Annotated in this window: 24 protein-coding genes and 2 pseudogenes; 24 read left to right on the forward strand and 2 right to left on the reverse strand. The window is 66.7% G+C overall.

The window, feature by feature from the left end; genetic code table 11:
• Positions 1-76 precede the first annotated feature (76 nt).
• From V0R37_RS10115 to V0R37_RS10150, 8 genes and pseudogenes are all read left to right on the forward strand, one after another.
• Positions 77-679 (forward strand): annotated as a pseudogene (locus tag V0R37_RS10115) (PFL_4703 family integrating conjugative element protein); the annotation flags it as partial.
• Positions 676-1,581: a TIGR03749 family integrating conjugative element protein gene (locus tag V0R37_RS10120; protein ID WP_033470518.1), complete on the forward strand. Its 906-nt coding sequence runs from the start codon at positions 676-678 to the stop codon at positions 1,579-1,581. The pseudogene V0R37_RS10115 and the gene V0R37_RS10120, both read left to right, overlap by 4 nt.
• Positions 1,571-3,034 carry a TIGR03752 family integrating conjugative element protein gene (locus V0R37_RS10125; protein WP_033470516.1) on the forward strand — a complete coding sequence of 488 codons (1,464 nt, stop codon included), beginning with the start codon at positions 1,571-1,573 and terminating at the stop codon, positions 3,032-3,034. The genes V0R37_RS10120 and V0R37_RS10125 overlap by 11 nt, the downstream gene beginning before the upstream one ends.
• A complete protein-coding gene (locus V0R37_RS10130) occupies positions 3,015-3,449 on the forward strand; it encodes a TIGR03751 family conjugal transfer lipoprotein (protein WP_033470513.1) in 435 nt (144 codons plus the stop codon). The genes V0R37_RS10125 and V0R37_RS10130 overlap by 20 nt, the downstream gene beginning before the upstream one ends.
• On the forward strand, positions 3,449-6,331 hold the full coding sequence (locus V0R37_RS10135) for a conjugative transfer ATPase (protein ID WP_420374417.1): 2,883 nt from the start codon (positions 3,449-3,451) through the stop codon (positions 6,329-6,331). Before V0R37_RS10130 ends, V0R37_RS10135 begins: the two co-directional genes overlap by 1 nt.
• A gap of 12 nt (positions 6,332-6,343) precedes the next feature.
• Positions 6,344-7,084 carry a DsbA family protein gene (locus V0R37_RS10140; RefSeq protein ID WP_042928649.1) on the forward strand — a complete coding sequence of 247 codons (741 nt, stop codon included), beginning with the start codon at positions 6,344-6,346 and terminating at the stop codon, positions 7,082-7,084.
• Positions 7,085-7,279: 195 nt separating this feature from the next.
• Complete coding sequence (radC, locus tag V0R37_RS10145; protein ID WP_033470504.1) at positions 7,280-7,774, forward strand: RadC family protein; 495 nt, start codon at positions 7,280-7,282, stop codon at positions 7,772-7,774.
• A gap of 241 nt (positions 7,775-8,015) precedes the next feature.
• Positions 8,016-8,468: a hypothetical protein gene (locus V0R37_RS10150; RefSeq protein ID WP_033470501.1), complete on the forward strand. Its 453-nt coding sequence runs from the start codon at positions 8,016-8,018 to the stop codon at positions 8,466-8,468.
• Between the two features lie 258 nt (positions 8,469-8,726).
• Here V0R37_RS10150 and V0R37_RS10155 read toward each other — a convergent pair whose 3' ends face one another.
• Both V0R37_RS10155 and nhaR read right to left on the reverse strand, forming a co-directional pair.
• Entirely contained in the window at positions 8,727-9,677 is a 951-nt protein-coding gene (locus V0R37_RS10155) for an L-threonylcarbamoyladenylate synthase (protein ID WP_033470498.1), read from the reverse strand.
• Positions 9,678-9,694: 17 nt separating this feature from the next.
• The gene (nhaR, locus tag V0R37_RS10160; RefSeq protein ID WP_050485079.1) at positions 9,695-10,615 is read right to left on the reverse strand and encodes a transcriptional activator NhaR; all 921 of its coding nucleotides are present in this window, start codon (positions 10,613-10,615) and stop codon (positions 9,695-9,697) included.
• A 191-nt stretch (positions 10,616-10,806) separates the two neighbouring features.
• On the opposite strand from nhaR, the gene V0R37_RS10165 reads away from it, so the two are divergent.
• The 16 genes and pseudogenes from V0R37_RS10165 to V0R37_RS10240 all read left to right on the forward strand — a co-directional run.
• Positions 10,807-11,337, forward strand: a complete 531-nt coding sequence (locus V0R37_RS10165) for a hypothetical protein (protein ID WP_042928646.1) — start codon at positions 10,807-10,809, stop codon at positions 11,335-11,337.
• Positions 11,334-12,284 (forward strand): sodium-dependent bicarbonate transport family permease, encoded by a 951-nt coding sequence (locus tag V0R37_RS10170; RefSeq protein WP_042928645.1) that lies wholly within the window; start codon positions 11,334-11,336, stop codon positions 12,282-12,284. The genes V0R37_RS10165 and V0R37_RS10170 overlap by 4 nt, the downstream gene beginning before the upstream one ends.
• Positions 12,285-12,288: 4 nt before the next feature.
• Positions 12,289-12,591: a P-II family nitrogen regulator gene (locus V0R37_RS10175; RefSeq protein WP_042928643.1), complete on the forward strand. Its 303-nt coding sequence runs from the start codon at positions 12,289-12,291 to the stop codon at positions 12,589-12,591.
• Entirely contained in the window at positions 12,591-13,202 is a 612-nt protein-coding gene (locus tag V0R37_RS10180) for a hypothetical protein (protein WP_048512751.1), read from the forward strand. Before V0R37_RS10175 ends, V0R37_RS10180 begins: the two co-directional genes overlap by 1 nt.
• Before the next feature lie 16 nt (positions 13,203-13,218).
• On the forward strand, positions 13,219-14,094 hold the full coding sequence (gene htpX, locus V0R37_RS10185) for a protease HtpX (protein WP_420374418.1): 876 nt from the start codon (positions 13,219-13,221) through the stop codon (positions 14,092-14,094).
• Between the two features lie 113 nt (positions 14,095-14,207).
• On the forward strand, positions 14,208-14,717 hold the full coding sequence (locus V0R37_RS10190) for a universal stress protein (RefSeq protein WP_042928640.1): 510 nt from the start codon (positions 14,208-14,210) through the stop codon (positions 14,715-14,717).
• Complete coding sequence (locus V0R37_RS10195) at positions 14,714-17,617, forward strand: cation-translocating P-type ATPase (RefSeq protein ID WP_199173282.1); 2,904 nt, start codon at positions 14,714-14,716, stop codon at positions 17,615-17,617. Before V0R37_RS10190 ends, V0R37_RS10195 begins: the two co-directional genes overlap by 4 nt.
• Positions 17,610-18,359 carry a VC0807 family protein gene (locus V0R37_RS10200; RefSeq protein WP_207949512.1) on the forward strand — a complete coding sequence of 250 codons (750 nt, stop codon included), beginning with the start codon at positions 17,610-17,612 and terminating at the stop codon, positions 18,357-18,359. The genes V0R37_RS10195 and V0R37_RS10200 overlap by 8 nt, the downstream gene beginning before the upstream one ends.
• Entirely contained in the window at positions 18,356-18,583 is a 228-nt protein-coding gene (locus V0R37_RS10205) for an amphi-Trp domain-containing protein (RefSeq protein WP_042928639.1), read from the forward strand. The genes V0R37_RS10200 and V0R37_RS10205 overlap by 4 nt, the downstream gene beginning before the upstream one ends.
• Positions 18,580-19,578, forward strand: coding sequence for a YcjF family protein (locus V0R37_RS10210; protein ID WP_033470479.1), 999 nt, complete (start codon positions 18,580-18,582; stop codon positions 19,576-19,578). Before V0R37_RS10205 ends, V0R37_RS10210 begins: the two co-directional genes overlap by 4 nt.
• Positions 19,579-19,644: 66 nt before the next feature.
• Entirely contained in the window at positions 19,645-20,739 is a 1,095-nt protein-coding gene (locus tag V0R37_RS10215) for a calcium/sodium antiporter (protein ID WP_042928637.1), read from the forward strand.
• Positions 20,736-21,584, forward strand: coding sequence for a DUF6671 family protein (locus V0R37_RS10220; protein WP_042928636.1), 849 nt, complete (start codon positions 20,736-20,738; stop codon positions 21,582-21,584). Before V0R37_RS10215 ends, V0R37_RS10220 begins: the two co-directional genes overlap by 4 nt.
• 10 nt (positions 21,585-21,594) lie before the next feature.
• The gene (gene pyrC, locus V0R37_RS10225) at positions 21,595-22,638 is read left to right on the forward strand and encodes a dihydroorotase (protein WP_033470473.1); all 1,044 of its coding nucleotides are present in this window, start codon (positions 21,595-21,597) and stop codon (positions 22,636-22,638) included.
• Positions 22,639-22,724: 86 nt separating this feature from the next.
• Positions 22,725-24,398: a dihydroxy-acid dehydratase gene (ilvD, locus tag V0R37_RS10230; RefSeq protein ID WP_086077262.1), complete on the forward strand. Its 1,674-nt coding sequence runs from the start codon at positions 22,725-22,727 to the stop codon at positions 24,396-24,398.
• 53 nt (positions 24,399-24,451) lie between these two features.
• On the forward strand, positions 24,452-25,783 hold the full coding sequence (gene bioA / locus V0R37_RS10235) for an adenosylmethionine--8-amino-7-oxononanoate transaminase (protein ID WP_086077261.1): 1,332 nt from the start codon (positions 24,452-24,454) through the stop codon (positions 25,781-25,783).
• Between the two features lie 17 nt (positions 25,784-25,800).
• Positions 25,801-25,967 (forward strand): annotated as a pseudogene (locus V0R37_RS10240) (thymidylate synthase); the annotation flags it as partial.
• Positions 25,968-25,974 lie beyond the last annotated feature (7 nt).

Below are 25,974 nucleotides of genomic sequence, written 5' to 3' on the forward strand. Positions count from 1 at the left end.
CTGATGGCAAGGCTGTAGGGGCTCATCGATAAAAATCGCTTTCAAAAGAATGCGACAACTATGCTGACACTGGGGGCTGTTCGTGGTGGCGCTGCTGCTCGGCTTCGGCTGGTGGAGCGCGCCGCGCGATCTGACGATCCACGTGCCCCCCGACCTGCGCTCGGGCAGCGTGCGCAAGTGGTGGGACGTGCCGCCCGAGAGCGTGTATGCGTTCAGCTTCTACATCTGGCAGCAGGTGCAGCGCTGGCCCACCAACGGCGAGATCGACTACCCGCGCAACCTGCACGCGCTGTCGGCTTACCTCACGCCGAGCTGCCGGGCCTTTCTGGCACAGGACTACGAGTACCGTCGCTCGAGCGGCGAGCTGCGGCAGCGCGTGCGCGGCATCTACGAGATTCCCGGCCGCGGCTATGGCGACAGCCCCAGCACGCGCGTCAAGGCTGTCTCCGACCGCGATTGGATCGTCACGCTGGACGTGAGCGCCGACGAGTACCACGGCTCCGAGCAGGTCAAACGTGCTCTGGTGCGCTACGCCCTCAAGGTTGTGCGCATGGACGTCGATCCCGAGCGCAACCCCTTCGGCCTGGCGCTGGACTGCCATGCCAGCGCACCTCAGCGCATCGAGACGTCGCCGACGCCCGGCACCGCAGCCGGTCACTCGCAGGGAGACTCCCCATGAAACGCCATGCCTTGTCGGCCTTGGCCGGCGTCTTGCTGTGGCTTGCGCTCGCGCCGGCCCAGGCTGTGGAAATCCTGCGCTGGGAACGTCTGCCGCTGGCGGTGCCGCTGGTGGTCGGTCAGGAGCGGGTGATCTTCATCGACCGCAACGTGCGTGTCGGCGTACCGGACAGTGCGTCCGCACACCTGCGGGTGCAGAGCGCGGGCGGCGCGATCTACCTGCGGGCGGGCGAACCGTTGCCGCCGACGCGGCTGCAGTTGCAGGACGTGGAGTCCGGCGAGCTGATCCTACTCGACATCGCCGCCGAACCAGCGCAGGACGGACAGCCCCCGCTGGAGCCGGTGCGGATCGTGGACGCGGAGCGGTCGCCCGCCACGCGCTACGGCGGCGAGACGGCCAGCGCCACGGAAGCCGCCGCACCGGATCGGCCAGTGCGCAAGCGCGAAACACCCATCCCGGTCGTGCTGACGCGTTACGCCGCGCAGAACCTGTACGCGCCGTTGCGTACCGTCGAGCCGGTCGCCGGGATCGGCCGCGTGAACCTGCGCCGCGACCTCCCGCTGGACACCCTGCTGCCGACGCTGCCGGTGCAGGCGCGGGCCTTGGCCGCCTGGCGGCTCGAAGACCAGTGGGTGACGGCGGTGCGGCTCACCAACACGGCGGTGCACTGGCTGGACCTCGATCCGCGTGCGCTGCAGGGCGATTTCGTGGCGGCCACCTTCCAGCACCCGAACCTGGGCCCGGCCGGCCAGGCGGCCGACACCACCGTGGTCTACCTGGTCACGCGCGGCCGCGGTCTGGCCGAGGCGCTGCTTCCCAGGCTGAGCCCCATCGACGCCAGCGTGAACCTGCCGCCGTCCGGTGCCGCCGGCACGGCAGGAGGAGCGTCCGATGAAGAGTAACCCGCTGCTCAAGTGGCTGCTGATCCCCGTGATCCTGCTGCTGGTGTTCGTCGGCATCAAGCTGTTCTCCGGCCCCGCCGGCCAGCGGCCCGCGCTGTCGGGCACGGCCAACCCGCTCACGCCCGAGGAGATGAAGGCCCTGGGCATCGAGGGCGACACGCCGCGCGACACGGTGGCCACGCTGGTCGCGCAGGTGAAACAGTTGCGCACCGAGCTGCAGACCGCGCTGGGCGACAACCGGCAGCAGAAGGCCGAGAACGAGCGCCTGCGCACCCGCGAGAGCGCGATCGACCAGCGCATCCAGACCGCGCTCGAAAGCGAACGCAGCCGCTTGCAGCAGGAACGCGAGCAGGTGGCGAGCGAGAAGCAGCAGACGCAGGGGTTGCTGCAGGATCTGCAGCAGCGGCTCGATGGCCTCTCCGGCAAAGGCGGCCAGGTCGACCTGCCCGTCGGGCTGGGCCTGGAAGAAGGCGACGGCAAGCGCTTCGGCAGCAATGACGGCAGCGGCGCAGGCAACGGCACACATTGGGTCGAACCGGGCGATGCCAAGACCGATGCCCGCAACAGCAGCAAGGAACCGAGCTTTCCGCTGAGCTTCGGCCCGGCGCAGAAAACCCTGTCGGCCGCCGTGGAGTCCGTCGCCGATGCCGGCGGGCGTGCGGTGGTCGGCGCCGTGGGCGCGACCACGACGCCGTTCTACACGGTGCCGCGCAATGCAACGCTGATGGGTTCGGTGGCGATGACGGCGCTGATCGGCCGCGTGCCCATCGACGGCACGGTCAATGACCCGTACCCCTTCAAGGTGCTGATCGGCCCGGACAACCTGACGGCAAACGGCATCGACATCCCCGACGTGGCCGGCGCCGTGGTCAGCGGCACGGCCTCGGGCGACTGGACGCTTTCGTGCGTGCGCGGGCAAATCCGTTCGGTCACTTTCGTGTTCCACGACGGCACCATCCGCACCGTGCCCGAGGACGGCAACCGGGACCAGCGCGGCGGGCAAGCCAGCGCCAACAGCACGACGAGTGCCACGCAAGGCGGCCTCGGCTGGATCAGCGATCCCTACGGCATTCCCTGCGTCAGCGGCGAGCGGCGCAGCAACGCGCAGCAGTACCTCGGCAGCCAGGCGCTGATCACCGCGGCCGGCGCGGGCGCGGCCTCGCTCATCAAATCCGACAGCGGCAGCGTGGCCGTGGTCGCCAACGGCAACGGCTCGCTCGGTACGGTCGGCATCGGCGGCAACGAAGCGATGGGCCGCATCCTGGCCGGTGGCGTGCGCGATATGGCCGATTGGGTCAACAAGTTGTATGGCCAGGCCTTCGCGGCCGTCTACGTGCAGCCCGGCGCCAGGGTCGCCGTGCATCTGGAGCAGCCGCTCCACATCGACCACGACGCCCAGGGGCGTCGGGTGAACCACCGCATCGGAGAAGCCCATGCTTCGGACCTGGATTGACGCGACTGCCGTGCTGCTGGCGGCCGTCTTGCTCGGCGGCTGTGCGACCAGCAAGGAGAAGCTGCTGCCCCACGGCCACAACACCATGCTCGACATCTGGCAGCAGGAGACCGGCGGCGGCGAAGGCGGCGGCCCCATCGCACGGCAACTGCTCGACGCACGCCAGGGCCTGCGTCGGCCGTTGACCGAAGCCGACGTGCAGGCCGCGCCCGCCGTGCAGGAGCGCTACACGCGCACCGCGGGCAACGAAATCTACCGGCAGTTTCATCGCCTGCCGAATCCCGACCTGGTGATGTACGTGTACCCGCATCTGGCCGGCACCGACCCGGTGCCGGTGCCTGGCTACAGCACGGCGTTCCCGTTGTACCAGCGCGTGCAGTACGCAATGCCCGGCGAGCGGGTGGAGGACTATTGATGGCCTGGTCGCTGCCATGGCCGCGGAAGGCGGCCCCGTCGCCCGCCGCAGGGTCTCGTGCAGCCGACGCCTGGGAACGGCATTTGTCGACGCTGGCCGCACAGGGCATACCCGAGCCCGGCGGCGCGCTCGCCGGCCAGCGCCGGCCCGCGACCCAGGCCGACCACGACGCGCTCTACACCGTCGCGCCGTCGTTCGCGGACATGCTGCCGTGGGTCGAGTACCTGCCGGGCTCGAAGGCCATGCTGCTCGAAGACGGGCAGTCGGTGGCCGCGTTCTTCGAGCTGCTGCCGGTGGGCACTGAAGGCCGTGAGCTGGCTTGGCTGTGGCAGGCCCGCGATGCGCTGGAGAACGCCCTGCAGGACTCCTTCGACGAACTCGATGAGAACCCCTGGGTGGTGCAGCTCTATGCCCAGGACGAAGCCGATTGGAACCACTACCTGAGTAACTTGGCGGGCTACGTGCAGCCGCGTGCGCAGGGCAGCGCGTTCAGCGACTTCTACCTGCGCTTCTTCACCCATCACCTGCGGGCCATCGCCAAGCCGGGTGGCCTGTTCGAGGACACTACGGTGACGCGTCTGCCGTGGCGCGGCCAAGTCCGGCGCGTGCGCATGGTGGTCTATCGCCGCACGTCCGCGGCCCCGGCCTCGCGGCGCGGCCAGTCGCCCGAGCAGGCGCTGACCACGATCTGCGACCGCCTCGCTGGCGGGCTGGCGAATGCCGGCGTGAAAGCCCGGCGTCTCGGCGCGGCGGACATCCACGCCTGGCTGCTGCGCTGGTTCAACCCGCATCCGACCCTGCTCGGCCCGAGCGCCGAAGACCGCGAGCGCTTCTATGCGCTGACCCGCTACCCCGACGAGCCCGAGGAGGGCGAAGTCGAACTCGCCAGCGGCACCGACTTCGCGCAGCGGCTGTTCTTCGGCCCGCCGCGCTCGGATGTCGAGCAGGGCCTGTGGTTCTTCGATGGGCTCCCGCATCGCGTCATCGTGATGGATCGCCTTCGCATGTCGCCGGCGACCGGACACCTGACGGGCGAGACGCGCAAGGGCGGCGACTCCATGAACGCGCTGTTCGACCAGATGCCGGAAGACACGGTGATGTGCCTGACCGTGGTGGCGACACCGCAGGACGTGCTGGAAAGCCATCTCAATCACCTGGCCAAGAAGGCCGTCGGCGAAACCCTGGCCTCCGAACAGACGCGTGCGGACGTGCAGCAGGCGCGCGGCCTGATCGGCAGCTCCCACAAGCTTTACCGTGGCGCACTGGCGTTCTACCTGCGTGGTCGAGATCAGGCCCAGCTCGACGCGCGCGGACTGCAGCTCGTCAACGTGATGCTCAACGCGGGCCTGCAGCCGGTGCGCGAGGAAGACGAGGTGGCGCCGCTGAACAGCTACTTGCGCTGGCTGCCCTGCGTCTACGACCCGGCCGCCGATAAGCGCGGGTGGTACACGCAGCTCATGTTCGCGCAGCACGCTGCGAACCTGGCGCCGGTCTGGGGCCGCAGCCAGGGCACAGGCCACCCCGGCATCACCTTCTTCAATCGCGGCGGCGGCACGATCAGCTTCGACCCACTGAACCGGCTCGACCGGCAGATGAATGCGCATCTGTTCTTGTTCGGTCCCACGGGTTCCGGCAAATCCGCGACCCTCAACAACCTGCTCAACCAGGTCACCGCCATCTACCGGCCGCGGCTGTTCATCGTCGAAGCGGGCAACTCGTTCGGGCTGTTTGGCGACTTCGCCGCGCGCCTTGGGCTCAGCGTCAACCGCGTGAAGCTCGCACCAGGCTCGGGCGTCAGCCTGGCCCCGTTTGCCGATGCCTGGCGCCTGGTCGACACGCCGGGCCAGGTGCAGACCCTCGACGCCGACGCGCTCGACGAGGACCGCGCCGAAACTGCTGCGGCGATGGACGGCGACGAGCAGCGCGACGTGCTCGGCGAGTTGGAGATCACGGCGCGGCTGATGATCACGGGCGGTGAAGAGCGCGAGGAAGCGCGCATGACGCGCGCCGACCGCAGCCTGATCCGCCAGTGCATCCTCGACGCGGCGCGGCGCTGCGTGGCCGAGCAACGCACGGTGCTCACGCGCGACGTGCGCGACGCGCTGCGCGAGCGCAGCCGCGATGCCACGCTGCCGGAGACCCGGCGGGCGCGGCTGCAGGAGATGGCGGACGCGATGGATATGTTCTGCCAGGGCGTGGACGGTGAGATGTTCGACCGTCCGGGAACACCGTGGCCCGAGGCGGACATCACGATCGTGGATCTCGCCACCTTCGCCCGCGAGGGCTACAACGCGCAGCTCTCCATTGCCTACATCTCGCTGATCAACACGGTGAACAACATCGCCGAGCGGGACCAGTACCTGGGCCGACCCATCGTCAATGTGACGGACGAAGGCCACATCATCACCAAGAACCCGCTGCTCTCGCCGTACATCGTCAAGATCACCAAGATGTGGCGCAAGCTCGGTGCCTGGTTCTGGCTGGCCACGCAAAACCTCGACGACTTGCCCAAGGCGGCCGAGCCCATGCTCAACATGATCGAGTGGTGGATCTGCCTGTCGATGCCGCCGGACGAGGTGGAGAAGGTCGCGCGTTTCCGCGAACTCAACGCTTCGCAGAAGGCGCTGATGCTGTCGGCGCGCAAGCAGGCCGGCGCCTTCTCGGAGGGCGTCATCCTCTCCAAGAGCATGGAAGTGCTGTTCCGCGCCGTGCCGCCCAGCCTCTACTTGGCGATGGCGATGACCGAGCCCGAGGAGAAGGCCGAACGCTTCCAGTTGATGCAGCAGCACGGCATCGGCGAGCTGGATGCCGCCTTCCGCGTGGCCGAGAAGATCGATCGTGCGCGGGGCATCGAGCCGCTGGCGCTGGATGCATTGGCCTGAATGAGGAACACCATGCGCCTGCCTTTGTTCACTCGACGCCATACCCTGATCGCGCTGCTGGTCGCGGCGGTGGGTGCCGCCGGGTGGTTGCTCCTGCGCACGCCCGATGAGGCCCCGGAGTTCATGCATCCGATCACGACCGTGCCCGAGCCACCGAAGCCGGCCGGGCCGCCGTGGCTGTACGGCCGCAGCGATGCCCGCTTCACGGTGGTCGGTTACGCCGACCTGGAGTGCCCGTACTGCCGGGCGTACTTCCCGACGCTCCAGCGCTGGATCGACACCCACCCCGAGGCGAACTGGCAGTGGCATCACCTGCCGCTGTCCATGCACGAGCCAGCCGCGACCGCCGGGGCACGCCTGGCCGAGTGCGCGGGCGAGACTGGTGGACATGCCGCGTTCTGGCAGGCGGTGGCCTGGCTCTACGCGCACACCCGCGGCGACGGCCAGGGCCTGCCGGAGGGCCTGCGCTATCCCGACCTCACGCCAACGCTGCAGCAGTGCCTCGACAGCGAGCGGCCCGACGCCGTGATCCGCGCCCAGGCCGCGGAGGCGGCACGACAGAGCATTGCCGCCACGCCGGCCCTGCTACTGCGCGATCGCGACACTGGCAAGACCCTCCTGCTGCACGGCCCCTTGGACGGCGACGCCTTGCTCTCGGCGCTTGACCTGCTGGCTGCCGGCGACACGGCGAGCGCCGAGTCCTCACATCTCCCAGACATGCCCGCCAGCGTTGCTGGCGACATGCCCAGGTAGCCATCGATCTTCAAGGCTACGGCGCGGCTTGTCCGCGTTGATCGAAACCCGTTCGCATCGCATCCCTTGACGCGAACGGCCACTGCATCCGCGGTGGTGGATGCCCGCTCGTCACCTGTTTCATCCCCATCGTCCCCAGGAGGGTTTGCCCTCCAGGGGCAGGCGCCCTCCGATCTCATCCATTGGAGGTTCGCCATGTCTCTTGTCATCGCCGACTCCCGCCCGGAGTCGCTCGCCCTGATCGCCGCCCAGCACGAAGACTGGATCATCCGGCAGGCCATCACCCTGCTGGAGAACCGCGTGTTCAAGGCCGGTCCGGCGCTGGGCAGTCCCGCCGCCGTGCGCGACTACCTGCGCCTGAAACTGGTCGCGGAGCCGAACGAAATCTTCGCCGTCGTGTTTCTCGACAGCCAGCACCAGGTGCTCGCGTTTGAGCCGCTGTTCAAGGGCACGGTCGACCAGACTTCGGTGTATCCAAGGGTGGTTGTCCAGCGTGCGCTGACGCTCAACGCTTCGGCGCTGATCCTGGCGCATCAGCACCCCTCGGGGAACACCGAGCCCTCGGCCGCTGATCGTGCGATCACCGAGCGGCTGAAGAGCGCCCTGGCCACCGTCGATGTCCGGGTGCTGGATCACTTCATCGTCGGCAAGGGCAGTCCGTACTCGTTCGCCGAAGCCGGCTTGTTGTAGTCCGCAGGCGCCCCTTCCGGGGGCGCCTGTGCCTCTTGCCCATCTCCACAAGAACTGCTCTGGAAGGCTCCGGTTGCCACGTTCGCGATGCGCTCTGATGGTCACAATTTTCGGATGCTTGGAAAGCTTGTGGGATAGGCGGCTGAACCGGCCTATCCCTGTTGAGAAGCACGCCCATACGTGGAAGAAAATAGCAAATTTTCTAACGAGACTCCGCCTAAGACCGACGGGTGATAGGAGTGTGCTCGCTGGGCCAGACCGCCAGATCGTTAGTGCGACGCGGTTGAAGCGGGTATGCGGCCGCACGGCGTTGCCGGCGGGACTGCGCGACCGGCCAGCGACCAGCAAGCTGTTCGCATGGCTGGCCCAGACCCTCAACGGCGATATGTTTCCGCCTTCTTTGGTGAAAACGACACCGGCCGCTCACCACTTGACGCGGGTTGCGGAGTTCCTGGCGGCTGTCGATCCTGAAAGCGGGCAGCTCAGCTTCTTCCCCTACCAGTTCGAGGTGATTCCGATCGAGCTCATCAGCTCGATCTACGAGCAGTTCGCGCACGCTGAGCCGTGGACAGATGGAAAGCGCACAGAAGCGTTGCAAAACGGCGTGCACTACACGCGACTGTCCGTCGTCGTCTCGCTGATCCTCGATGAGGTCATGGATGGCCTATCTGGACGGGAGCGGTGCTGGATTTGACGTGCTGCTCCGGTGTCTTCCAGGCCGAAGCGTTGTGGCGCTTCGTTCATCTTCGCTCGCAAGGTCAGCCGTCCACGAGGGAGGTGATTCGCTCGACGCTCTACGGGCGAGTCTATGGCGTGGACATCAGCGAAGCCGCGATTTGCGTCGCTGCGTTCAGGCGTCCGCGCGCCCCTGCTTTAGTTGCGTGCCCTCGTGAACTGCTCGCTCCCGCACGCATTGAGGCGGCGTTCCGCCAAGCTGCGCTGCCACCGTCCGCTAAAGAGATCGGGTCGCACGGCGCAAGCGGTCGTGTATGGCCGCCCATGCCGGTTCGTCCGGCGGCAGCGCAATCAGCAAGACCTCGCAACTGGTGGCATCGGCCTCGTGCAAAGCCGCGTAAAGCGCGCGCGCATAGTCTTCGGACTGCGAGGGCATCGGCCAGAACTTCGCCACCGGCCAATTTGCGGGGCGCTGCGCAAGCAGCCCGGTACGCCGGCCTGGAAACGGCGCCTCGGCCAGCCCGGCCGGGATCCGGTAGCACGGCGTGCGCGGCGCGTAATGCGAGGCCAGGGCGCCTGGCACGCGAGGCGCTGCCGCAGCAACGGTGCCCGCAAGAAACAGGTGGCGCGCGAGCATATCGGTGGTGATGGCGCCGGGACGCAGAATGCGCGGATGTTCACGACTGAGATCGACGATGGTCGACTCGATGCCGACCAGGCAGGGGCCGCCATCGACCACCGCCGCGATCTTTCCGGCCAGGTGTCGCCGCACATGCGCCGCCGTGGTCGGACTGATTTGACCAAAAGGATTCGCGGATGGCGCGGCCAGGCCCCGACCGAACTGTCGCAAGACGGCCTGCGGTACCGGATGTGCCGGCACGCGTAGCGCGACGGTCGTTTGGCCGCCGGTCACCAGCGGCGAAACCGTTCGCGCGGCAGGCAGCACCAGGGTGAGCGGACCTGGCCAAAAGGCCGAAGCCAGCCGCCAGACCACCTCCGGTACCTCGGTGACCCAGTCCGACAGTTGCTCGGTGGCGGCGAGATGCACGATCAGCGGGTGATCGGCCGGGCGGCCTTTGGCGCGAAAGATCGCGCGCAAGGCATCGGGGTTGGTCGCATCGGCGGCCAACCCATAAACGGTCTCGAAAGGCAGCGCCACGAGTTCCCCCGCCCGCAGCAGGTTCACGGCGGTGGACAGATCGTCCGGGTGGGAAGTAAGTTGCAACATGATCAGGACTCCCGCATTTACCGCGCCATTTGGCCGTCGCCCTGCGGAACGAAGACCGCGCCGCGGGCGGCTTCCAGGACGGCGCGAACCTCCGGATGCTGGATGCGCCGTTCCGTGCTGATCAGCCAGAATGCCTCGCGCACCTCCTCCAGCCGCCCCACCTCGCTGACGCCGTAGCGCGCGCAGATCTCGTCCGAGAGGATCGCGGGCGCGGGGAAATAGCCTTCACCCGCCTGTGCAAAGACCTTCATCAGGGCGCTGTCATCGAACTCCCCGATGACCCGTGGGTACAGGCGTGACTCGCCCAGCCAGAGGTCGATCTCGCCCCGTACCGCCGCGTTCTGACCGGGCAGCAGCAGTGGCGCCCCGTTCAGACAGGCTGGAAAAGCCGCGCCGCGCCGCGCCAGCTCGGGCGCGGCAAAAAAGGCGACGGCACTTTCACCCAGCTTGCGGCTGTGGCCGCGGACCGCCAACCCTGCCGGCATCGGGCGATCGGCCAGCACCATCTCCAGCCGGTGCAGTGCCAATTCCCCGAGCAACCAGTCGATCGTGCCCTCGTGGCACACCAGCCGTATCGGCTTCTCCACCCTCTTCAGCGAAGCCAGCAACCGGTGTGTCAGCGACTTGGGGATCGCATCGGAAATACCGACGCGAAACGTAGCCATCGTCTGCTCCGGGATTGCGTTCGCCCGCAGCGAGGAGACCATCTCGTGACCCAGCGCGAAGATCTCGTCGGCGTAGGACAGCGCAACGCGCCCCGCCTCGGTGAGTTCGAGTCCGCGTCCGGCAGGCTTGAACAAGGCCGTTCCGAGGTCGTCCTCGAGCAGCTTGATTTGGGCGCTGACGGTTTGCGGCGTCAGATGCAACTTATTGGACGCCGCCGCCACACTCCCGGCGTGGGCCACCGCCCAGAAGTAGCGCAGGTGTTTGAGATTCATTATCTGCTATTCGCAACTTTTTACGAAGTGTCTGTGAATTATATTCGACTTTATATGAATCATCCAGACCGTCAAAATTCACCAGGTTACCTTCCGGGTAACAACAGGACGGGTCCTGCACGGCCTTTCGCGCCTCAGGCGCTCGTGGTGAGAAGCGTCCAGTGCCCGCCACCTACGCAGGGGATGAAGACATGCCGACCGAGTCCAGAAGCGCCTTCTTGCTCGTGCGCAGCGATGGGGATCTGGAGCGCGCCAGCGAAGATCTGGCCGCTTACCTGTCGATTCTGCGCCGCCGGTTGCCCGCCAGCGACGTTGAAACCGTGCAAGGCATCTGGATCGACGAAGAAGGCGTGGCGAACTTGCCGTGCGCGCTGGTTCTGCCGGATGCGGCCGGCGCGCGGCGAACCGTCCGTATCCTGGAGACAACAGGGATCAACGGGATCTGGATGCTGTGCTGGCTCGAGACGGCGGCAAGCGCCGTCTCCCGCGTCGACCTGGTGGCGGCGCTGTTGGACTGCTTCGGCCATGAAGACGCGACCACGCTCGCCGCACGCTTCATCCCGGTCTTCGCAGGCAATGCGCCCGACTCCAGCGTGAGCGCGGAGCTGCAGGTGCTCGAAGCACGCTACCCGGAACTCGTGCTGCCGCCGATCTACCAGGACGCCGGCGGCAGCCTGGTCCTGCCATCGGCGCAGCCGCACGATGAAGGAACGCCATCTTGAGCACCCTCGACCCCGTCCTGCTGTTCTTCCTGCTCGGCTTGGCCGCTGGCCTGCTGCGCTCGGAGCTGCGACTGCCCGCGGCCGTCTATGAACTGGTGAGCATGCTGCTGCTGCTCGCCATCGGCCTCAAGGGCGGCATCGAACTCGCCAGGCAACCCTTCGGTGACCTCGCGCTGCAAGCCCTCGCGGTCATGGCGATGGGCGTACTGTTGCCGCTGGTCGCCTTTCCGGTGCTGCGGTTCATGGGGCGTTTCCCCCGTGCGGACGCGGCATCCGTTGCCGCCCACTATGGCTCGGTGAGCGTCGGCACCTATGCCGTCGCCACCACCTATTTCGCCAGCCGGCAGATCGAGTTCGAGTCGCACATGCCGTTCCTGCTCGCCGTGCTGGAGATCCCGGCCATCCTGGTGGGGATCCTGCTGGCCCGCGGGTTCTCCCGTGACATGCGGATCGGCACGGTCGCGCATGAGGTGTTTCTGGGCAAGGGCATCGTGCTGCTCGTCGGCGGGCTGCTGATCGGCTGGGCCGCCGGCCCGGAGGGACTGACTTCCGTCAAGCCGCTGTTCTTCGATCTGTTCAAGGGAATCCTTGCCCTGTTCCTCCTGGAAATGGGGCTGATCACGGCCGCCCAGTTCGGCAGCCTGCGGCGGCACGGCCTGTTCCTCGTGCTGTTCGGCATCGGCATGCCGCTGTTCTCCTCCGTGGTGGGCATCGCGCTGGGTTACGGACTCGGGCTGTCGCTGGGGGGCACGGCCATGCTGGCCATCCTGGCAGCGAGTGCGTCCTACATCGCCGTGCCCGCCGCCATGCGCATTTCGGTGCCGGAGGCCAACCCGACGCTGTCGCTGGCCGCTTCCTTGGGCGTCACTTTCCCGTTCAACGTCCTGGTCGGCATTCCGCTCTATCACGCCATGGCGACGCAAGCATTCGCCCTGACCGGAGGCTAGGTTCATGAACAGTTCGATGCGCAAACTGCTGACCATCATCACCGAGGCCGCCCTGGAGAGCGTCTTGATCAAGGACCTCGAACGCCTGGGAGTCCGGGGCTACACCATTACCGACGCCCGCGGCAAGGGCAGCCGGGGCGTGCGCAGCTCCGCGTGGGATGCGAGCAGCAACATCCGCATCGAGGTCGTATGCGATGCGGCGACCGCCGAGGCCATCGCCGCACATCTGCAGGCCCGCTACTACGAGAACTACGCCATGATCCTGTTCGTGTCCGACGTCGCGGTGCTGCGGCCGGAGAAGTTCTGATGGCAAAAAGAAACTTGGCGCAGGCCGCATCGTGGCTGGGAAATATTCGGGCGCGCACCTGGCTGATCCTGGGCGGGCTCGCCTTCGCCATCGTCGGCCTGCTCGTCTGGGCCGGCATCGCGCTGTTGTCCTGGCTGTGGGCGCAGGCGCCGGTGGCGACGGAGACCGGCAAGCGTTTGGCCGACGAGGCGGCGGCAACGGTTGAACAGGCAGCGCCCGGTCTCAAAGAGCAGGCGGAGCGCTGGCTGCCGGGCATTCAGGAGCAGGCGGACCGGTGGCTGCCGGGCCTCGGCGAAGCGCCGCCCGCGCGCGATGTCAGCGGCACCGACCTCGGCCCGGTCCCGCGCTTCCCAGGCCTGGTGCGCAGTCATTACGCGCGCGATGGCGAGACGACCGAAGTGCGTTACGCCGGCCGCGCGGGTTTCGACGCGGCGCTGGCGCACTATGTCCGGGGCTTCGCCGACGCCGGGTTCGTCCAGGAGGTGATTTCCGCCATGCCAGAGGAGGAAAGGCACCGGTTTCGACATAGTCAGGAGTCCATCGAGTTCGCGCTGATGCGCCGCCCGGGCGGTTTGATCGAAGTTCGTTTGCAACATTCCTCACGGCAATGATGCCAGGGAGCCGAGCATGAAGCGCATCGTCCTGTTTCTCGCCACCAACCTGGCCATTTTGCTGGTGCTCTCGGTCAGCATGCGCCTGCTGGGGGTGGAGCCATGGCTGAACGAACAGGGACTGAACTTGACGGCGCTGCTGATCTTCGCCGCGGTGATGGGCTTCGGCGGATCGCTCATCTCGCTGGCCGTCTCCAAGTGGATGGCCAAGAAGATGATGGGCGTGCGGGTGATCAAGGCGCCATCGAATACGACCGAAGCCTGGCTGGTAGATACGGTTCGCAAGTACGCGCGGCAGGCGGGCATAGGCATGCCCGAGGTAGGCATTTACGACGCGCCCGACGTCAACGCCTTCGCCACCGGGATGAGCAGGAACAAGGCGCTGATCGCCGTCTCCACCGGCCTCTTGCAGCAGATGACGCGCGAGGAGGCAGAAGCCGTGCTGGGCCATGAAGTCGCGCACGCCGCCAATGGCGACATGGTGACGCTGGCGCTGATCCAGGGCGTGGTGAACACCTTCGTGCTGTTCCTCTCGCGGGTGATCGGCCACACGGTGGACCGGATAATCTTCAAGAGCGAGAACGGGCACGGCCCGGCATTCTGGGTGACGGTCATCATCGCCGACTTGGTGCTGGGCATCCTGGCCTCCCTCATCGTCATGTGGTTCTCGCGCCAACGGGAGTTCCGCGCCGACGCGGGCGGCGCGTCACTGGCCGGGCGCGGCGCCATGATTGCAGCGTTGGAGCGGCTCAGTGCGCTGCAGCCTGCGTCCCTGCCCGACAAGATGACGGCCTTCGGCATCGCCGGCGGAGGTGCGTCGGGTCTCAAGCGCCTGTTCATGACCCACCCGCCGCTGACCAAACGCATCTCGGCGCTCAAGGCAGCGCAATGAATGCGCACGCGGCTTGCAGCCCGCCTGTTGCTGGGCGCGGTGGTGGTCTGAGTCCTACTGCCGTTCGATCTGATTTCCCGACTATAGCTGGCCATTGGAAAGGAACCCGCGCCATGTTGAAAATACTCGTTCCGGTCGACGGCTCAAGCAACTCGCTCCATGCGGTGCGGCACGTCGTCAATGAATTCAGGAAGAACGCGGCGTTGGAAATTCATCTATTGAATGTTCAGACGCCATTTTCCCAATACGTTTCACGATTCGTGAGCAGAAGAGATCGCCACGATTTCCATCGCGATCAGGCCGAGTTGGCGCTGCTGCCAAGCAGACAGATGCTAGACAGGTTCGGGGTGCCCTATGAAGCGCACATGGAACTTGGGGAAAAGGCATACGTCATTACCGACGCGGCGCGCCGCCTCCACTGCGACCATATCGTGGTGGGTGCCGCACGCAAGAGCTCGCTGATCCGGATGGTCGAGAACTCGACGATCAACAAGGTGATTGAGCTGACGACCGTCCCGGTCAAGGTTGTGGCAGGAGACCCGGTGTCCCCGCTGGAACGCTACGGCATTCCAGCCGGCGTCGGCACGGGCTTGGCATCGTTGTTCTTTGCAGCCGCCGAATGATTGCCATGAGTCGACTCCCTGGCAACCAAGAAGAACGCGTGCACAAGCTGAGCATGAAAGCAACGGCGCAACAAGCCATCACGAGCAACGCGTCTGCTATGAATGGTGGTTCCAGCGGCGCTGCGGGCATGCCGGATCGGCAGCCGTGGCACGCACTGGGCGTGGACGAGACGGTCGCGCGTATGGAGACGCGTCCGGATGGCCTCACCAACGCGGAAGCCGTGCAGCGTCTGAAGACCTACGGGTCCAATGTGATCCCCCGGGGCAAAGGGGACACCGCCCTCGACCTGATCTGGCGGCAGGTCAACAACCCCTTGATCTGGGTGCTGATCGTGTCGGCGCTGGTGGCGATGGCTGTCGACCCCACCGGCGGGGTCAAGAACGGGCTGGTGATCCTGGCGGTGGTGGTGCTCAACACGATCATCGGCTTCGTGCAGGAGTTCAAGGCCGGCAAGGCGATCGAGGCGCTCAGCCGCATGGTGCCGGAGAATGTTTCCGCCTTGCGCGAGGGCCGCAAACTCACCCTCCCGGCAGCGGATCTCGTCCCCGGCGACATGGTCCTGCTCGCCAGCGGAGACAAGGTGCCCGCGGACATGCGCCTGATCCAGTTGCGCAACCTGCAGATCGAGGAGGCGGCGCTCACCGGCGAGTCGGTGCCGACGGAGAAACGGCTCGCCCCGGTGGCATCCGAGGCGGGCATCGGCGACCGAACCTGCATGGTCTTTGGCGGCACGCTGGTCACCTACGGGACGGGGACCGCGGTGGTGGTCGAGACCGGCGCCAGGACCGAGCTCGGCCGCATCTCCACCATGCTGAGGGAAACGACCGATCTGCAGACTCCGCTCACCAAGGCGCTGGCCAAAATCGGCTGGTACATCACCATCGCGATCGTTGTCATCGCGATCGGAATCCTCTTGCTCGGGACCTGGCGAACCATGGCCGAGACCGGGGTCGAGTGGCTTCCGGCCCTGCGCGAGACGGTCATCTTCGCCATCGCGCTGGCGGTGGGCGCCATCCCCGAGGGGCTGCCGGCGATCGTGACCATCGCGCTGGCGATCGGCGTGCAGCGCATGGCGACGCGCCGTGCCGTGGTGCGCAAGCTCCCCGCCGTCGAGACCCTCGGCTCGACCACCGTCATCTGCTCTGACAAGACCGGGACCCTTACCCGCAACGAGATGACCGTGCAGGAGCTCTGGACGCCCGCCTCCGGCGCCTTTGCCGTGTCGGGCGTCGGCTACGCGCCCAAGGGGCAACTGCAGCGCGAGGGAACGCTCGTCAAGACGGCGCCTGCGGACCTGACTGATCTGCTGCTCGCCGGGGTGCTGTGCAACGACGCCTCGCTCGCGAACGAGGAGGGGCAGTGGAAGATCCATGGCGATCCGACGGAGGGCGCGCTCGTTGTCGCCGCGGAAAAGGTCGCGCTGGACGTGGAGAAAGCGCGGGCGCAACACAAGCGCCTGGATACGATTCCGTTCGAGTCCGAGAACCAGTTCATGGCCACACTCCACGCGCAGGACGGCGGACGCATCCTGCTCAAGGGTGCGCCGGAGGCCGTGCTAAAGCGTTGCGCCACGACGCCGGGCGGCCGTGTGCTCGATATGGAGGCGGTGCTACGCGAGGTCGAAAAGCTGGCCGCCAAGGGGATGCGGGTGCTGGCGTTCGCCGCCCAGCCCGCGCGCGGGCAGACTGGCATCGAGATGCACGACACGCAAAGCGGGTTCACCTTCCTCGGGCTCCAGGGCATGATCGACCCGCCGCGTCCCGAGGCAATCGCGGCGATCGCGCTCTGCCATCAGGCCGGGATTACCGTGAAGATGATCACCGGCGACCACCAGGGCACGGCGCAGGCGATCGCGGACCAGCTCAACATCCTCCCTAAGAATCCCGCAGCACCCAAGGCGATCGCCGGGGCCCAGCTCGCGCAGATGTCCGAAGTGCAGCTGCGTGATGCGGCGGGCGCGTGCAACGTCTTTGCGCGCGTCGCGCCGGAGCACAAGCTCGGCCTGGTGCGTGCCCTGCAGAGCCGCAACGAAGTGGTCGCGATGACCGGCGACGGCGTCAACGATGCGCCCGCGCTCAAGCAGGCGAATATCGGCGTGGCGATGGGGATCACCGGGACCAGCGTCTCCAAGGAGGCGGCGGGGATCGTGCTCGCCGACGACAACTTCGCTTCCATCGCCGCGGCGGTCGAGGAAGGGCGGCGCGTCTACGACAACCTCATCAAGTCGCTCGCCTTCGTGCTGCCGACCAACCTCGGGCTGGCGCTGATCCTGATGTGGGCGGTAGCCTTTTTCCCGTTCGCCGATGTCACGCACGTCATCGACGGCGTCGCCCATACGATGCGCGAGCTGCTGATGCCGATGACGCCGGCGCAGTTGCTATGGATCAATCTGGTAGCGGCGGTGGCGCTGGCGCTGCCGCTCGCGTTCGAGGCGAAAGAGCCCAACGTCATGAGGCGCCCACCGCGCAACCCGGCCGCGCCAGTGCTGAGCGGGTTCGTCGTCATGCGCACCTTCGTGGTGGCGATCCTGATGACCGCCGGGGCGCTCGGGCTCTTCCTCTACGAGTTCCGAGCCGCGGGAGACAGCGGACCCGCAGCGCTCGCCAAGGCGCAAACGATGGCCGTCACCACGGTGATCATGTTCCAGATCTTCTACCTGCTCAACTGCCGCTCGCTGCGTGACTCGATGCTGAAGATCGGGGTGTTCAGCAACAAGACCGTGTTCGTCGGGATCGCGGCGATCCTCGTGCTGCAGGCGCTGTTCGTCTACGCCCCGTTCATGCACGAGATCTTCGCGTCCGCGCCCCTCTCCGCTGGCGACGTGCTTTTGAGCATCGTTGTCGGCGCCCTCATCCTGCCGGTGATCGGTCTCGAGAAGTGGTGGCGAAATCGTGGCTGAAATCAAGCACGGGGCGCGCCGGGGGGCGGCGTGCCATTCCACTGCACCTTCTTCGGCATCCGGGAAAAACAACCCACTGATCGAACTGCTGATCGCTATCGTCATTCCCTCTCTGATCCTGATGAAGCTGAGCGGCCCGGAAGACCTGGGCGCCGTCAACGCGCTGCTGCTGGCGCTGGCTTTCCCGCTGGCCTGGGGCGCGCGGGATTTGCTTACCCGGCGCAAGCTCAACCTGTTCGCCGTGCTCGGTCTGGTCAGCATCCTGCTTACCGGCGGGATCGGCCTGCTGCAACTGGACACGCGGTGGCTGGCCATCAAGGAAGCCGCCATTCCCGGCCTGATCGGTCTGGCCGTGGCCATTTCCGCCCATAGCCGCTACCCGCTGGTGCGGGTGCTGCTGTTCACGCCGGCGCTGATGGATGTCGAGCGGATTCAGCGCGGCCTGGACGAACGCGGCAAGCGTGCCGCCTTCAAGACGCGCCTGCGGGCCGCCACCTGGATGCTGGCCGGCTCGTTCTTTTTTTCCTCCGTCATGAACTACTTTCTCGCCACCTGGATCGTCACCAGTCCATCCGGCTCCCCCGCCTTCAACGAAGAGCTGGGGCGGCTCACCCTGTTTAGCTATCCCATGATCGCGCTGCCCTCCATGTTGATCATGATGGCCGCGCTCTATTTCCTGGCGCGCTCCCTCCGCGAGTTGGCCGGACTGAAACTCACCGAAGCACTGAAAGGACACGCATGAACAGCAAACCTGAACGCGATGTGGAAAAAACCTACCCCCTGCCGGAGTTCATTGCGAAATTGCGGCGCCTGGCCGATGCGCTCGAACAGGGCGAACGCTTTGAAATCCAGATCGCGGGCGAAAGAATCTCGGTGCCGGTGCGGGCGGTCTGCAACATCGAACACGAACGGGAAGGCGAGTCGGAAGAAATCGAATTCCAGATCAGATGGAAGAACCCGCAATGAACCCCGAACAGCAGAAAGCCATCCTCGCCATCGCCCTCCACGCCGCCTTCGCCGACGGCGCCAAGCACGACCGCGAGCGCGAGGAAATCCGCCGCATCGCCGAGTCGCTGGGCGGCGAAGCGGGCGCGCCTGATCTCGCCCGCCTCTATCAGGACGTGCTGCTCAAGCGCATCAGCCTGGATGCCGCCGTTACCGCGTTGCAAGACCCCGGCGAGCACCCTGAAGGGCATGAACGCCAGCTGGCCTATGAAATGGCGGTGTGCGTGTGCGACGCCGACGGTCGCCAGAGCGAGGCCGAGCAGCGCTTCCTGAACGAGCTGAAAGCCCTGTTGAAGCTCGATGCGGGGCAGACCGCCGCCTTCGAGCGCGAGGCCGACGCCATTGTCGAGCTCAGCGAGGCCGCGGCCCCCGTAGCCGCGGCAGGCGCCGCCGCTGTAGCCGCCGCGCCCGGGCCGGTGGTGGCGGCGCAGCCGAACGTGTCCGAGGCGGAACTCGACAAGTCCATCCTCAACTACGCCTTGATGAACGGTGCGCTGGAACTACTGCCGCAGTCCTGGGCATCGATGGCCATCATCCCGCTGCAGATCAAGATGGTCTACGGCATCGGCAGCGCCCACGGCGTCCAGCTCGACCAGGGCCACATCAAGGAATTCATCGCCGCCGCCGGGGTCGGCCTCACCTCGCAATATCTGGAGCAGTTCGGCCGCAAGCTGCTGGGCGGCCTGCTCGGCAAGGCAGCGGGCAGGACCTTCGGCAAGGTGGGAAGCGCGGCCACCGGCATGGCGTTCTCCTTCGCCACCACCTACGCCCTGGGGCAGCTCGCCAAACGCTATTACGCCGGCGGCCGGGTGATGAATACGGTGATGCTTAAGGATACGTTCCAGAACCTGCTCGGCCCCGCCAAGCAGATGCAAACGCAATACCTGCCCCAGATCCAGCAACAGGCTGCAACGCTCGATATGGGGCGGGTCATGGCCATGGTGCGCGGGCGGTGATCGGCGATGCGGGTTTTCCCCACAGTGCGCGCATCTTTTGGTCAGACTTCTTGAGGCTTTGATTTCATGACGCTTACGGTTGTTGTTTTTCTGGTGCTGGGCCTGGTGCTGCTGGTGGCTGGCGCCGAGTTGCTGGTGCGCGGCGCCGCGCGCCTCGCGGCCCGTTTCGGGATTTCGCCGCTGGTGATCGGACTCACCGTGGTCGCCTTCGGCACCAGTTCGCCGGAGCTGGCGGTCAGCGTTCAGTCCGGTCTTTCGGGACAGGCAGACATCGCCGTCGGCAACATCGTTGGCAGCAACATCTTCAACGTGCTGGTGGTGCTCGGGCTTTCTGCGCTCATCGCGCCGCTGGTGGTTCAGCAGCAGCTCGTCCGCTTCGACGTGCCGCTGGTGATCGGTGTGTCGGTGCTGTTTTGGGTCATGGCGCTCGATGGCCGCATCGGCCTGTTCGATGGTCTGCTGCTCACGGCCGGCATCGTGGCTTATACGGTCTTCGCTATCCGCCAGAGTCGCCAGGAAAGCCCGGAAATACAGGCCGAATATGCGCGGGAGTTCGACGGCGGCGCGAGCGCATGGATCGACCGGTTGCCGGTCCAGATCGTCTTCATCGCCGCGGGCCTGGCGCTGCTCGTGCTCGGCGCCACCTGGCTGGTCGACAGCGCGGTGGCGATCGCGCACGCCTTCGGGGTGAGCGAGATCGTCATCGGCCTGACCATCGTCGCCGTCGGCACCAGCCTGCCCGAGCTGGCCACTTCCCTGGTGGCCGCGCTGCGCGGCGAGCGCGACATCGCCGTGGGCAACGTGATCGGCAGCAGCCTGTTCAATCTCCTGGCAATCGCCGGCATCGCCGCCTTGGTCACGCCCGGCGGGCTCGACGTGGCCGCCGCGCTGGTCCGCTTCGATCTGCCGGTGATGATCGCGGTGGCGCTCGCGTGCCTGCCCATCTTCGCCACCGGCCACCGGATCGCGCGCTGGGAGGGGGCGCTGTTCCTCGGCTATTACGCCGTCTATGTGTCGTACCTGATTCTTGCGGCCACGCAGCACATGGCACTGCCGGCGTACAGCGCCACCATGCTGGGCTTCGTGCTGCCGCTCACAGTCATCACGCTGATTGTGCTGCTGGCGCGCCATCGGACGCTGCCGACCGCTGCGGCGCCATGACCCGCGTTGTCTACGCCGGAACACGCATCGCCCTGCTCACCCAGCACGGCAAGGAGCGCGTGATTGCCTCGGTGCTCGACACAGCGCTCGGCTGCCAGGTGGAACGGGTCGGCGGCTACGACACCGATCTCCTCGGCACCTTCACCCGCGAGATCCCGCGCGCCGGCAAGCAGCTCGAGGCGGCGCGCAAGAAGGCGCGCCTCGGCATGGAGATGTCCGGACTTTCGCTCGGGCTCGCCAGCGAGGGCTCGTTCGGGCCGGACCCGATGGTGGGGATGTTCCCCTGGAACGTGGAGTTCCTCATCTTCATCGACGACGAGCAGGGGCTCGAGATCGTCGGCGTCGCGCAGGGCAAGGCGATCCACGCGCATCTTCTGACCGGCGACTGGACGGCGGCCGAGGCCTTCGCCCGGCAGGCGGCGTTTCCCGCGCACCATCTGGTCGTGCGCCCCGAGGGCGAGAACGACCCGCGCCTGCGCAAGGGGATCGCCGCCTGGGAGGAGCTTAAAGCCGCGTTCGCCTGGGCGCAGGCGCAATCGGCGAGCGGCCAGGTGTTCCTGGAGACCGACCTGCGGGCCCACGCCAACCCCACGCGCATGGAGATGATCCGGCTTGCGGCCGAGGACCTGGTCGCCAAGCTCGGCTCGCCCTGTCCGGCCTGCGGCGCGCCGGGGTTCTGGCTCGTCGAGCGCATTGCGGGCCTGCTCTGTGGCGACTGCGGCGCCCCGACCCGCGAGACCCGCGCCGAGGTGTACGGCTGCCTGAAGTGCGCGCATCGCGAAACGCGCGAGCGCCCCGAGCCGCAGTACGCCGATCCGGGGCGCTGCGATTACTGCAATCCATGAGATCCCATCAATGGCCACAGCACGCCTGACCCTCACCCGTCCCGACGACTGGCACCTGCACCTGCGCGACGGTGATGCACTGGCCGCGGTCCTGCCCGACACCGCGCGGCGGTTTGCGCGCGCCATGGTCATGCCCAATCTCGATCCACCCGTGCGCACGGTGGACGAGGCCCGCGCCTACCGCGCGCGCATCCTGGCAGCGCTGCCGGCGGGCATGGCCTTCGAGCCGTTGATGACGCTCTATCTCACCGACCACACCACGCCCGAAGAGATCCTGCGGGCCAGGGCGAGCGGTTTCGTGCACGCGGTGGGTGAAGCCTTTCTCGTTGGCGCAACAACCAACTCTTCATTTGGCGTCACCGATTTCGCGCGCTGCGACGCGGTGTTCGCGGCCATGGAGGAGACCGGTCTGCCGCTGCTGCTGCATGGCGAGGTGACCGATCCCGAGATCGACGTGTTCGACCGCGAGGCGGTGTTCATCGAGCGACATCTGCAGCGCATCATCGAGCGTTTTCCGCGCCTCAAGGTGGTACTGGAACACATCACCACGCGCGAGGTGGTCACGTTCGTCGAGCGGGCCGGCCCCAACGTGGCCGCCACCATCACTGCGCACCATTTATTGCTGAATCGCAACGCGATGTTCGCCGGCGGCATCCGCCCGCATGCCTACTGCCTGCCGGTATTGAAGCGCGAGCCGCACCGCCAGGTGCTGATTGCCGCCGCCACCAGCGGCAACCCGAAATTCTTCCTCGGCACCGACAGCGCCCCGCACCTGCGCCGCGCCAAGGAGTCGGCCTGCGGTTGCGCCGGCATCTACACCGCGCACGCCGCCATCGAACTGTATGCAGAGGCCTTCGAGCAGGCCGGCGCGCTCGACCGGCTGGAGGCGTTCGCCAGTTTCCACGGCCCCGATTTCTATGGGCTGCCGCGCAATACGGGGCGCATCACACTGGAGCGCCAGGACTGGACCGTGCCCGAGGAGCTGCGTTTCGGAAAGGAAACAGGCGTGCCGCTGCGCGCCGGGGAAACGATTGCGTGGCGGTTGGCAGAGTGAACTCGTAAGGCATTCGTTTGCAAGATTCCACACCCAATGTCCCCGGTCACGGCGCTTTGGGCACGGCTCATATCAGGAGATAAATCATGCCCGACAACCGCAGAAGCAAAACCGTCACCCAAGGCGTGCAGCGCTCGCCCAACCGCGCCCTGTTGCGCGCCACGGGGTTCGACGATGGGGATTTCGACAAACCCATCGTCGGCGTGGCGAACGCGCACAGCACCGTCACGCCGTGCAACATGGGCATCGGCGCGCTCGCCGCGCGCGCCGATGCCGCGTTGAAAAAAGCCGGTGCCATGCCGCAGATGTTCGGCACCATCACCATCTCGGATGGCATTTCGATGGGCACCGAGGGCATGAAATATTCACTGGTGTCGCGCGAGGTGATCGCGGATTCCATCGAAACCGTGTGCAACGGCCAGAGCATGGACGGGGTGCTCGCCCTCGGCGGCTGCGACAAGAATATGCCGGGGGCGATGATCGCCATCGCGCGCCTCAACATCCCGGCGATCTTTGTTTATGGCGGCACCATCAAGCCGGGCCACTATAAGGGCTGCAATCTCACCATTGTGAGCGCCTTCGAAGCGGTCGGTGAGTACACCGCGCATAAAATTGACCAAAACGAGTTACTGGAGATCGAGCGCCGCGCCTGCCCGGGCGCGGGCTCCTGCGGCGGCATGTATACCGCCAACACCATGGCCTCGCTCTTCGAGGCCATGGGCATGAGCCTGCCGTATTCCTCGACCATGGCCGCGGAGGACGCGGAAAAGGCCGACAGCGCGGCGAAATCGGCCGAGGTGCTGGTGCAGGCGATCCGTAAACAAATCCTGCCGCGCGACCTCCTCACCCGCCGGGCGTTCGAGAACGCCATCGCCGTGTTGATGGCGCTGGGCGGCTCCACCAACGCCGTGCTGCACCTGCCCGCCATCGCGCACGCCGCGGGAGTGAAGCTGACACTCGATGATTTCGATGCATTCAGCAGGCGCGTGCCGGTGCTGTGCGATCTGAAACCGTCCGGACGCTACGTCGCCACCGATCTACACCAAGCGGGCGGCATCCCGCAAGTGATGAAGATGCTGCTCGCCCACGGCCTGTTGCACGGAGACGCGCTGACCGTGACCGGCCAGACTCTGGCCGAGGCGCTCGAGAGCGTGCCCGAAGAGCCGCGCCATGATCAGGATGTCATCCGGCCCTGGGGCCGGCCCATGTATCCGCACGGCCATCTCGCCATCCTCAAAGGCAATCTTGCCATCGAGGGGGCGGTGGCCAAGACCAGCGGGGTGAAGGTTCCGAGGATCACAGGCCCCGCACGTGTGTTCGACTCGGAAGAGGCGTGCATGGAAGCGATCCTGGCGCAGAAAATCAAGGCGGGCGACGTGGTGGTGATCCGTTACGAAGGCCCGAGGGGCGGCCCCGGCATGCGCGAGATGCTCTCGCCCACCTCCGCCCTGGTCGGCGCGGGCATGGGTGACAGCGTGGGTTTGATCACCGACGGCCGTTTCTCCGGCGGCACCTACGGCATGGTGGTCGGTCACGTTGCACCCGAGGCCTTTGTGGGCGGCACGATCGCGCTGGTCGAGGAGGGCGACTCGATTACCCTGGACGCGGAACAACGCTTGCTGCAACTCAACGTGCCCGAGGACGAAATCGCGCGCCGAAGCAAAGCTTGGCAACCGCCTGCACCCCGCTACACGCGGGGCGTATTGGCGAAGTACGCCAAGCAGGTATCGTCGGCGAGCAAGGGGGCGGTGACCGATTGAAGCCATGACAGATCTGACTCGAGCGATGGGAGCCGCCCTGGCACAGGCTGCCGATGGGAATTGACAGCGAAGTCAAGGTTGGGCCGGACTGGGCGGACGCGCTGGCCTTCGACCGCGCCCATCTCTGGCATCCCTATGGCTCGATGACCGATCCGCTGCCGGCGTGGCCGGTGATCGGTGCCGAGGGGGTGCGCTTGAAGCTCGCCGACGGGCGCGAACTGGTCGACGGCATGGCCTCGTGGTGGGCGGCGATCCACGGCTATAACCACCCCCGGCTCAACCGCGCGGTGGAGGATCAACTACGGGGCATGGCGCACGTGATGTTCGGCGGTTTGACCCACGCGCCGGCGATCGAACTGTCGCGGCGGCTGGTGGCGCTGACGCCCGCTCCGCTCGAAAAGGTATTTTTGTGCGACTCGGGTTCGGTGGCGGTGGAGGTGGCCATCAAGATGGCGATCCAGTACTGGCAGGCCCGGGGCCGCCCGGACAAGCGCCGGTTGCTCGCTCTGCGTGGTGGCTATCACGGTGACACCTTCGCCGCCATGTCGGTGTGCGACCCGGTAACCGGCATGCACCACCTCTTCAGAGGGACACTGCCCGAGCAGCTCTTCGCGCCGCGCCCCGGCTGCCGGTTCGACGACGCCTGGAATCCGTCCGACATCGCCGGGTTCGCGCGCCTGATCGAGACGCACCGCGACGAACTCGCGGCGGTGATTCTGGAGCCCGTCGTGCAGGGCGCGGGCGGCATGTGGTTCTACCACCCCGAGTACCTGCGCCAGGTGCGCGCCCTGTGCGACGCGCACGGCGTGCTGCTGATCGCCGACGAGATCGCCACCGGCTTCGGGCGCAGCGGGAGGCTGTTCGCCTGCGAGCACGCCGGCATCGCCCCGGACATCCTGTGCCTGGGCAAGGCGCTCACCGGCGGCTACCTGACGCTCGCCGCCACGCTCACCACCGCCGAGGTCGCGGAGACCATCTCCCGCGGCGGCGCCGGCTGTTTCATGCACGGGCCGACCTTCATGGCCAATCCGCTCGCCTGCGCCGTGGCCGTGGCGAGTGTCGACCTGCTGCTGGATCAGGACTGGCAGGCGCGGGTGCGGGACATCGAGCGCCAATTGCGCGCGGAACTGGCCCCCTGTGCCGCGCTGGCGACGGTGCGGGAGGTGCGGGTGCTGGGCGCGATCGGCGTCATCGAGATGCATGCGCCGGTGGACCTGCGCGCGCTGACGCCGCGATTCGTGGAGGCCGGGATCTGGCTGCGTCCTTTCGGCCGCCTGGTCTACATGATGCCGGCCTACGTGATCGAGCCGCAGGACCTTTCGCTATTGACGGGCGCGGTTCGGCGCGTCCTGTCGGAGATCGATGGACGTGGGGCAATGCGATGAGCGGAAGCGGCGACTCGATGGAGCGGCAATTCCTGCGGTTGTTGCGTCACGTCCTCGCGCATGGGGCGCTAAAAAAAGCGACCGCACCGGCACCGGGACGTTGAGCCTGTTCGGCCATCAGATGCGCTTCGACCTGTCGGCACGGCTCCCGCTGCTGACCACCAAGAATATCCACCTCCGTACGGGGAGAA

The organism is Pollutimonas rozaliensis (assembly GCF_048751585.1).
GTDB lineage: Bacteria > Pseudomonadota > Gammaproteobacteria > Burkholderiales > Burkholderiaceae_B.

Coding starts and splice junctions, on each gene's coding strand:
- V0R37_RS10210 (WP_033470479.1), top strand. CDS start 18,580: ATGAACCCCGAACAGCAGAAAGCCATCCTCGCCATCGCCCTCCACGCC.
- V0R37_RS10215 (WP_042928637.1), top strand. CDS start 19,645: ATGACGCTTACGGTTGTTGTTTTTCTGGTGCTGGGCCTGGTGCTGCTG.
- V0R37_RS10155 (WP_033470498.1), bottom strand. CDS start 9,677: ATGTTGCAACTTACTTCCCACCCGGACGATCTGTCCACCGCCGTGAAC.
- V0R37_RS10190 (WP_042928640.1), top strand. CDS start 14,208: ATGTTGAAAATACTCGTTCCGGTCGACGGCTCAAGCAACTCGCTCCAT.
- V0R37_RS10195 (WP_199173282.1), top strand. CDS start 14,714: ATGATTGCCATGAGTCGACTCCCTGGCAACCAAGAAGAACGCGTGCAC.
- V0R37_RS10120 (WP_033470518.1), top strand. CDS start 676: ATGAAACGCCATGCCTTGTCGGCCTTGGCCGGCGTCTTGCTGTGGCTT.
- nhaR (WP_050485079.1), bottom strand. CDS start 10,615: ATGAATCTCAAACACCTGCGCTACTTCTGGGCGGTGGCCCACGCCGGG.
- V0R37_RS10130 (WP_033470513.1), top strand. CDS start 3,015: ATGCTTCGGACCTGGATTGACGCGACTGCCGTGCTGCTGGCGGCCGTC.
- V0R37_RS10220 (WP_042928636.1), top strand. CDS start 20,736: ATGACCCGCGTTGTCTACGCCGGAACACGCATCGCCCTGCTCACCCAG.
- pyrC (WP_033470473.1), top strand. CDS start 21,595: ATGGCCACAGCACGCCTGACCCTCACCCGTCCCGACGACTGGCACCTG.
- V0R37_RS10165 (WP_042928646.1), top strand. CDS start 10,807: ATGCCGACCGAGTCCAGAAGCGCCTTCTTGCTCGTGCGCAGCGATGGG.
- V0R37_RS10140 (WP_042928649.1), top strand. CDS start 6,344: ATGCGCCTGCCTTTGTTCACTCGACGCCATACCCTGATCGCGCTGCTG.
- bioA (WP_086077261.1), top strand. CDS start 24,452: ATGGGAATTGACAGCGAAGTCAAGGTTGGGCCGGACTGGGCGGACGCG.
- V0R37_RS10125 (WP_033470516.1), top strand. CDS start 1,571: ATGAAGAGTAACCCGCTGCTCAAGTGGCTGCTGATCCCCGTGATCCTG.
- V0R37_RS10175 (WP_042928643.1), top strand. CDS start 12,289: ATGAACAGTTCGATGCGCAAACTGCTGACCATCATCACCGAGGCCGCC.
- ilvD (WP_086077262.1), top strand. CDS start 22,725: ATGCCCGACAACCGCAGAAGCAAAACCGTCACCCAAGGCGTGCAGCGC.
- radC (WP_033470504.1), top strand. CDS start 7,280: ATGTCTCTTGTCATCGCCGACTCCCGCCCGGAGTCGCTCGCCCTGATC.
- V0R37_RS10180 (WP_048512751.1), top strand. CDS start 12,591: ATGGCAAAAAGAAACTTGGCGCAGGCCGCATCGTGGCTGGGAAATATT.
- htpX (WP_420374418.1), top strand. CDS start 13,219: ATGAAGCGCATCGTCCTGTTTCTCGCCACCAACCTGGCCATTTTGCTG.
- V0R37_RS10205 (WP_042928639.1), top strand. CDS start 18,356: ATGAACAGCAAACCTGAACGCGATGTGGAAAAAACCTACCCCCTGCCG.
- V0R37_RS10135 (WP_420374417.1), top strand. CDS start 3,449: ATGGCCTGGTCGCTGCCATGGCCGCGGAAGGCGGCCCCGTCGCCCGCC.